Source organism: Streptococcus taonis, assembly GCF_029948085.1.
GTDB lineage: Bacteria > Bacillota > Bacilli > Lactobacillales > Streptococcaceae > Streptococcus > Streptococcus taonis.
Map to the genome: position 1 here is coordinate 42,596 of NZ_JARZZP010000016.1, position 9,563 is coordinate 52,158.

Annotated in this window: 3 protein-coding genes; all 3 read left to right on the forward strand. The window is 43.3% G+C overall.

Annotation, left to right across the window (positions count from 1 at the left end):
- Positions 1-38: 38 nt before the first annotated feature.
- On the forward strand, positions 39-1,037 hold the full coding sequence (ruvB, locus tag QEZ38_RS08770) for a Holliday junction branch migration DNA helicase RuvB (RefSeq protein WP_083303327.1): 999 nt from the start codon (positions 39-41) through the stop codon (positions 1,035-1,037).
- Positions 1,018-1,590, forward strand: coding sequence for a nucleotidyltransferase family protein (locus QEZ38_RS08775; RefSeq protein ID WP_281335667.1), 573 nt, complete (start codon positions 1,018-1,020; stop codon positions 1,588-1,590). Before ruvB ends, QEZ38_RS08775 begins: the two co-directional genes overlap by 20 nt.
- A 579-nt stretch (positions 1,591-2,169) precedes the next feature.
- Positions 2,170-9,563: accessory Sec-dependent serine-rich glycoprotein adhesin (locus QEZ38_RS08780; RefSeq protein ID WP_281335668.1), on the forward strand; the 7,394-nt coding region annotated here is incomplete at its 3' end.

Consider the following 9,563-nt stretch of genomic DNA (forward strand, 5'->3'; position numbering starts at 1 on the left):
TTTTTGTTTGTAGGCTGGATTTTTGCTATAATAGGAACATGAGTAGAATTTTAGATAATGAAATCATGGGCGATGAGGAGTTGGTAGAACGTACCCTCCGTCCCCAATATTTACGTGAATATATCGGACAAGACAAGGTCAAAGATCAGCTTCAAATCTTTATCGAGGCAGCAAAAATGCGTGATGAGGCGCTGGACCATGTTCTTTTGTTTGGTCCTCCAGGTCTCGGGAAAACAACCATGGCTTTTGTCATAGCCAATGAACTGGGAGTCAATCTCAAACAAACGTCTGGTCCTGTCATCGAAAAAGCGGGCGATCTGGTAGCGATTTTAAATGACTTGGAGCCTGGAGATGTGCTCTTTATTGATGAGATTCATCGCTTGCCTATGTCGGTGGAAGAGGTGCTTTATAGTGCCATGGAGGACTTCTACATTGATATCATGATTGGGGCTGGTGAAGGCAGTCGCAGTGTTCATTTGGAGTTGCCACCTTTTACCTTGATTGGTGCGACGACTCGGGCTGGTATGCTTTCCAATCCTCTACGGGCACGTTTTGGGATTACTGGGCATATGGAGTATTATGCCCATGATGATTTGACAGAGATTGTCGAGCGGACGGCAGATATTTTTGAGATGGAAATCACTCATGAGGCAGCGTCTGAGTTAGCCCTGCGTAGTCGTGGAACTCCTCGTATTGCCAATCGTCTCCTCAAGCGCGTGCGTGACTTTGCTCAGATTATGGGCGATGGCTTGATTGATGATGTCATTACGGATAAGGCTCTTACTATGCTGGATGTAGACCATGAGGGCTTGGACTATGTGGACCAGAAAATTCTCCGCACCATGATTGAGATGTACGGTGGGGGTCCTGTTGGTTTAGGAACTCTTTCGGTGAATATCGCAGAAGAGCGTGAGACGGTCGAAGATATGTATGAGCCTTACCTGATCCAGAAAGGATTTATCATGCGAACTCGTTCAGGACGAGTTGCGACAGCCAAGGCTTATGAGCATTTAGGATATGAATACATTGAAAAATAAGGCTGAAATCTTAGACTCTTTCAGAGAAAATCCTGACATGAGGGCTATTCTGACTATCATCCGAAACCTTGGTCTGAAAGACTCGTGGTTGGCAGCAGGTTCTGTCAGAAATTTCATCTGGAATCTCTTGTCAGATAAGCCATTCTTTGACCGTGAAACGGATGTGGATGTGATTTTCTTTGACCCAGAGGTGAGTTATGAAGAAACGCTGGCTATAGAAAGTAAGTTGAGAGAGGATTTTCCCCAGTATCAATGGGAGCTGAAGAATCAAGTCTATATGCATCAGCATAGTCCCCATACGCCTCCCTATGTGAATTCCTGCGATGCCATGAGTAAGTATCCCGAACGTTGTACGGCGATAGGACTTCGCTTGCATGCTGACGCAACTTTAGAGCTCTTTTCTCCTTATGGTTTAGAGGATATTTTGAACTTTCAGGTTCGTCCAACTCCTCATTTCTTAGAAAATGAAGACCGAATGAAGCTCTATCAAAAGCGTTTAGCAAAGAAAAATTGGCAGGAGAAATGGAAAAATCTCACATTTAAAAATACTTAAGGAAACTTTAAGATAGGAGCTGTATACTTATCTCATAAGTTAAAAAGACCTTAACTTATACTCCTAAAACTTTTTCATAATAATCTCCCTATAAAAAAATTAAGTCGCCCAATCAGGCGGCTTTTTTTTGATGGAGCGATGATTCGATATATAGTAGATTGAACCTAGAATAGTACGCTACGGATTTTAAAACATTGCTATAAATTGATCTGACTTTTCTTTCTGGTCAATTTGTTTATATTTTATTTCATCCTACTGATTTTTTACAATAATATTTGATTTTTTAAAGCTAAATAGATGATTATTGGATAAAAAAAGAATCTTAAATTCAGGTAAAATCTACAAAAAGAACAAGTCATTTGTATTAATATATTTTTTACACAAATCTTTGGACAAAGCAGGCTCTAATGTGCTATAATAAGATGTTATAGATTGAGCTTTATATCAAAATTTTTGAAGAGTAGACCATTGCTTGTCAGGGTGAAAAAAGAGAAAATATCCATGTAACATGGCTGTGTATCTTATACATTATTTTGGTATTTAGTTTTTTATAAATATTGAACTCAAGGAGAGAAAAACATGTTTTTTAGACGTCAAGAAGGAGAGTATCGAGAAACCGATCGTGTAACTAGATACAAACTGATTAAGTCAGGGAAACATTGGTTGCGTGCCTCAACGTCTTTATTCGGGCTATTTAAGGTTCTTCGTGGTGGTATTGATACTGCTCAGGTGACAACTGAAGTTGTGGAAGATCGTGTCTCAACTTCTTTAACCGGGATAGATGTCCTCAAGGGGATAGCTGCCGCGGGGGCTGTTGTTGGTGGTGGAGTGGTCACTCATACGCAAGTCCATGCCAATGAACAGCTGGCTGTAGAGAAAGTCGTGGATGGTACTGACAATCTAGTGAATTCTGATCAGGTTGTTTTGGGAACTGTCAATAAAGATGAGGAGCAGCAAACGTCTGTTTCAACATCTAACTCTATCAGTGAGAGTATCTCGCTATCAGATTCTACAAGTGCCTCGACCTCAGTCTCAACAAGTCTATCTGAGTCCGTAAGTGCTTCGACCTCAGCTAGCACGAGCACCAGTGTTTCATCTTCAACTTCAGCTAGCACCTCGTCTTCATTGAACGATTCTGCTTCAACATCAGATAGTGCTTCAACTGTTGCAAGCAGTTCTCACTCTGAGACTTCGCATGTAGAAGGTTCACAGACGGCTCCTAGCGAAGATGCTATCAGTAATGACGGAACATCCAGAGCCACAGTTAAGGCTAGCGATGCTCAGGTCAATCCTAATCTTTCTAGTGCTCTTTCAACAGCAGAAAACTTTACAAGTCAAAATGCGAGTCTGACAGCTACGACAACAGCGACTCTTGCTGCGACAACGACAGCAGAAACAAGCGCTAAAAAGCAAGCAGAAGACCGTAAGAAACTGGCAACTCTTTCAGCAGAAATGGGTGAATATCTAGCTAAAGCAGTTAATTTACCTGATACAGATGCAGCAATTATCAAGGTTAAAACCGTGGTTGCTGAGATTGAGTCTGCTCTCAAGGATCCAAACGCAGATCTAGGAGAAGTGATCAATTCTGCCACTTCAGCTCGCAACTCTATCGCTAATGCGGTTTCACGTGCAACCTCTGGTCAACGTGACAGCCGTAACGGGCAAGCGATGCCAACAGGGGGAAATCTCAGAGGTGTTTCGATAAACGGTCACACCACAGCTGAACTTGGGCAAGGAAGTTATTCAAGTTCTAATCGTGAGGTTGTCTGGAAAATCAAAATGCACTCGCAGAGTCCGCTTAATTATGCTGGTCTGATCGCGCAAGTGGATAGAAATACAACCATCACTCGTGTTCTTTTTAATGGACAACCAATGGAAAAACGTGGTGGTTCTGGTAATGAGTATATATTCAACAAGCACCATGACTTGAATAGAAACCTTGAGGCGACTATATTGGTTTATGCGACTGTGAACAATAAGTCTAATGCAGCTACTTTGAGTGCGCGAGTGGCGACAAGTAGTCAACCGTTCACAAGCGCCAACACTTCTGGGAATTATAGTGGCTCAATGAGCTCAACTGTTTCGACTGGAGAAGCTGGTCATAACCGTGGAACATCTAAGCGCCCTACGATTACTTTGCCTGCAAATGTTACCTACTATAATGACGACTCTATTACCACAATCAAGATGAAAATGAGTGATGATAGGGGCTTGAAAACATTAGCTGCAGGATCTAATAATACAATTATCACTGGCTTATATGCGCCTGATTATCCAAGAAATGCAAGAAATGTCGTTGGTGATTTTGGTGTGTATCAAAATGGTAGGTTTGCCTATTATCCAACTACTTATACGGTAAATATGCAAGGTACCATTGGTCGAGACAAAGGAACATGGAAGCCGTTTGCTACTGGCGCGCACATTCTTGAATATGTTGTAACAGATAGTGACGGTCAAACAGATACGGCACATATGACTCTCACCATCAAAGGTTTCAACGAGCGTAACGAGCCTGTGAGTGGTGATACTGTTACGGTAAATAATCCGTCATCTTTGAGCGAGACTGAGAAAACTCAAATCCTTGCAAACTTTAGGAACAATAGTAAAAATGCCACTATCCTCAACAGTTCTGATTACAAGAAAAATTCTGAAGGTAATCATGAAATAACGGTGTCTAATACGGGTGAAATCACTATTACTTATCGTGATAACACTGTGGATGTCGTTCGAGCTAACGTAAGAGCGGAAACTGAGGTGCCTGTACCTGCTGTAACCGTGACACGTGGTGGTCAGCAGATTACAGCTACTCAAAGTCCCGACTCTAGTCGTGGGATGGAACATATTGTCTATGCAGGTGATGATTTCACCGTTAAATTTACTGCGACTGATAATAGTGGTAAATTAAGAGAGTTCAAGATTGTACCTAGAGCAGATGGGAACCAACCAGGGTTGAGAGAAAACTACTTTGAAGGTTCTAACTATGGTACAGGAACTGTAGGGCTCTTGACAGGAAATATCACAGCTACGCCAGAAAGTCCTGCGACTATCACAGTCGACGCTCATATGAATGATAATCTGGAGTGGAACTCAGGACATACTTGGCAACGGAATGCAGTTGCAACTGACCAAGTAGGCAACTTCAACAGAGTGAATGGTACTGGCAATGTTCGTATCACCCAAGGACAACTGAAAGACCGTCTTAAAGTAACAAATCCTGACTTTACACCTGTAGTAAATAAAAACAGTTTAACAGATAACGAAAAGACAGATGTCAAGAATGCCATCTACGCTAAGAATGATAAGACAGTTCACCGCATCAAAGACATTGAAGTTGCAAGCGATGGAACTGCAAAGATTATTTATAAGGATTTAACAAGCAATACTATTTCTCGAGATGTTACAGTCAATGAACGACCAAAACTGGAGATTCATTATGATAATGCTACAACTAAGGAAATCTATCTATACCGTGGGGAAGAAGTTAATGTAACCTTTAGAGCAACTGATGATTCTGGCAAGATTTCTTCATTGAAGTTTGAAATGCAAGGAACTGCGGATAGTGCAAACGGAAACAACTACGCAGGATATACTGGTCTCAATCGTTCAAATCCGATCACTAGCTTAACGAATCAAGCGGATGCAAGGATTACCCTTACAGGAACTCTAGGTAAAACTGTACCGTTAGGGTCATTTGAACGCTATTTAATGGCAACAGATGATAAAAACACATCTGATAGTGACCATGCTAAAAATGGTATTACCGACAATGGTTATGTCAAGTTTGTAATCAAAAGCCAGACTGATAAATATACTGCTGTAGCGAAGGCGTCGACTATTTATACCTATACTGGTGAAACGGCAACAGATTTAAACGATGCTACGAACTTTGTCCAGCTTGATGGTGGAGGACAGCTCCCTCAAGGAACGACTGTTTCATGGGTTAGTCGCATTGACAACACATCTGCTGGGACAAAAAGTGCAGTTGCACGGGTTACTTATTCTGATGGCTCTACTGATGATGTAACAGTTAACTATACTGTTTATCCGAAAGTTGAAGCCAAGACTTACAATGGTGTGACAGGGGAGTTCTATGCCTTTAAAGGAACGCTAGGTGATAAGCTAAGTAAAGTTTCTGGAGGAGATTGGGCTAATAATATTGGTAGAGATTCTTATTTGTATACCAATCTTAATGAACTTCCAACAGGAACCAAATGGTCTTATAAATATAAGTTAAATAACACAGGGGCTGAGCAAACAACTGCTGTTGGAACCCCGACTTTTGGTGAAGTATGGTATACGACTAAAGAGGTTGTGAATCTGGAACCTGTCAGTCACCATACAACCTATACGCTAATTGCCACATATCCAAAAGGACGTTTTGGGGATGTTTCAACAAGCAATCCAGCCTTGACAAGTCAGACAAGCTTTGATTATACAGTTGTTGATCCTGTAGCTAAACAAGAGTATGTTACAACTGTGGGAAATAAGGCTCCATTAGCAAATATTATTGCGAAGCCAGGAGAGGCGCTTAAAAATTCGAATACAAGTGTAGCTTTCCCAACAGGAACAACCTTTAGTTGGGTCCAGGCTCCTGATGACGCTATGCTGGCAAACCCTGGGGTTTATACGAAAAAAGTTACAGTCACTCTTCCGCAAGGTTCCTATAGTGGAGCTCCTGGAAATAGTAGAACAGTAGACGTGACTATTAAGGTAAACCCACAAGCGCCAGCTATCTCAGTTAATTCTACCAATGAAACTGGCGGCTTGCCAAATCGTTCGATCGTTGTTACGAATGTCACACCTGGAGCTCTTGTAACATTAACATTAGCTGGTCATACATTCACCAAGACTGCTAAGGACAATGAAACAAGCGTCACATTTGAACCAACAAAATTGCAGGATGCTTATGATGGCAACAATGGTCTCCTTCCGACTAGAGATGTGACAGCTAAGCAAGAAAAAACAGTAACACTTCCAAGTGGTGGAACTGAAACCTTGAGTTCGTCTACAACGACTGCAACTATTACCAAAGAAACTGTAGCACCTGAAGTAACTTTTGAACTTCATATTAAGAATGATAAGACTGGCCAATGGGAAAAACAAACGATCAAGAATAATGTTCGTCCAGGAGTCAGTGGTTACGAAGTCTTCGCAGGCGACAAGATTAAAGTTGTTTTAACTGCTAAAGATAATAGTGGTAAGATTAAAACTCTAAAATTAAATGATGGAATTTCTGATATAAATCGTATTTTCCAAGATGGTTATTCTTCAGATGATACAGCAGAAGGCCTTAAGGATACACCTACTGAAGCTTCAGCAACAAATCCAAAAGTATTGGAGTATACGGCTACTTACGGAGAAAATGTCCAATATAATGATAAAAACAAATGGACCCGTGGAACTAGTGCTACAGATTTATCAGATAATACAGGTAGAGTCACAACTGTAGTTGCACAAGGTAAACTGAATGAAAAATTCCCAGGTATTAAACCAAACGGAGTTATTCAAGTTTCTAATTTAACTTCCTTGACTCAAAAAGATCTTGATAAGATTCTAGATGCAGTGAAGACGTCTAATCCAGCGTCAGATTTCCGTATTAAATCGTATGAGATTGCTAGCAATGGCACTGTAACGATTACCTACAAAGATGGAACCAAAAACACAGTAACTCCTGATTTGTCAGATTCGGATCATAAGTCAGCATCAGCCTCAACCAGTGCGTCAGTGTCTGCTTCAACCAGTGCATCAGTAAGTGCAATGACTAGTGCATCGACATCAGCGTCAGTAAGCGCAAGTCAATCAGCAAGCACATCAGCTAGCCAGTCAGCATCGACCAGTGCGAGCCAATCAGCAAGCACATCGGCTTCAACCAGCGCAAGTACCTCAGCAAGCACGTCGGCTTCAACAAGTGCAAGCACGTCAGCAAGCACATCTGCCTCAACGAGCGCAAGTACATCGGCAAGCACGTCTGCTTCGACAAGTGTAAGTACATCAGCTTCAACGAGCGCAAGCACGTCAGCAAGCACATCAGCAAGTACATCCGCTTCAACAAGCGCAAGCACTTCAGCAAGTACATCGGCTTCAACAAGTGCAAGCACGTCAGCAAGTACGTCCGCTTCAACAAGCGCAAGTACATCGGCTAGCACATCAGCCTCAACAAGTGCAAGCACCTCAGCAAGTACATCTGCTTCAACAAGTGCAAGTACGTCAGCGTCAACAAGTGCAAGTACCTCAGCAAGTACATCTGCTTCAACAAGTGCAAGTACGTCCGCTTCAACAAGCGCAAGCACCTCAGCAAGTACGTCCGCTTCAACAAGCGCAAGCACCTCAGCAAGTACGTCCGCTTCAACAAGCGCAAGCACCTCAGCAAGTACGTCCGCTTCAACAAGCGCAAGTACTTCAGCAAGCACATCGGCTTCAACAAGCGCAAGTACTTCAGCAAGCACGTCCGCTTCAACAAGCGCAAGTACTTCAGCAAGCATATCGGCATCAACGAGCGCAAGTGCTTCAGCAAGCACATCGGCTTCAACAAGTGCAAGTACGTCAGCAAGCACGTCCGCTTCAACAAGCGCAAGTACGTCGGCTAGCACGTCAGCGTCAATAAGTGCAAGTACGTCAGCAAGTACATCAGCTTCAACAAGCGCGTCAACCTCAGCCTCTGAGTCAGCGTCAACAAGTGCATCGACATCAGCATCTGAATCAGCGTCAACAAGTGCGTCAGAGTCAGCAAGCACATCGGCTTCTGAGTCAGCATCAACAAGTGCATCGACATCAGCGTCAGAGTCAGCATCAACAAGCGCGTCAACATCAGCCTCTGAGTCAGCGTCAACAAGCGCGTCGACATCAGCATCTGAATCAGCGTCAACAAGTGCAAGCACCTCAGCGTCTGAATCAGCAAGCACAAGTGCAAGCACATCAGCCTCTGAGTCAGCAAGCACAAGCGCAAGTACGTCGGCTAGCACGTCAGCGTCAACAAGTGCATCGACATCAGCATCTGAGTCAGCATCAACAAGTGCATCGACATCAGCGTCAACAAGCGCGTCGACATCAGCATCTGAATCAGCGTCAACAAGTGCAAGCACCTCAGCATCTGAATCAGCAAGCACAAGCGCATCAACATCAGCGTCAGAATCAGCAAGCACAAGTGCAAGCACATCAGCGTCTGAATCAGCAAGCACAAGCGCGTCAACATCAGCATCTGAATCAGCATCAACAAGTGCAAGCACATCAGCATCTGAATCAGCTTCAACAAGTGCGTCGACATCAGCATCTGAATCAGCAAGCACAAGTGCATCCACATCAGCATCTGAATCAGCAAGCACAAGCGCATCAACATCAGCATCTGAATCAGCAAGCACAAGTGCAAGCACATCAGCATCTGAATCAGCGTCAACAAGCGCGTCGACATCAGCATCTGAATCAGCGTCAACAAGTGCAAGCACCTCAGCATCTGAATCAGCAAGCACAAGCGCATCAACATCAGCGTCTGAATCAGCAAGCACAAGTGCATCGACATCAGCATCTGAATCAGCAAGCACAAGTGCATCGACCTCAGCATCTGAGTCAGCATCAACAAGTGCATCGACATCAGCATCTGAATCAGCAAGCACAAGTGCATCGACCTCAGCATCTGAATCAGCATCAACAAGTGCATCAACAAGTGCATCGACATCAGCATCTGAGTCAGCAAGTACAAGTGCATCGACATCAGCATCTGAATCAGCATCAACAAGTGCAAGCACCTCAGCATCTGAGTCAGCAAGCACAAGCGCGTCAACAAGTGCAAGCACATCAGCATCTGAATCAGCATCAACAAGTGCATCGACATCAGCATCTGAATCAGCATCAACAAGTGCATCGACCTCAGCATCTGAGTCAGCGTCAACAAGTGCATCGACATCAGCATCTGAATCAGCAAGCACAAGTGCATCGACATCAGCATCAGAGTCAGCGTCAACAAGTGCAAGCACATC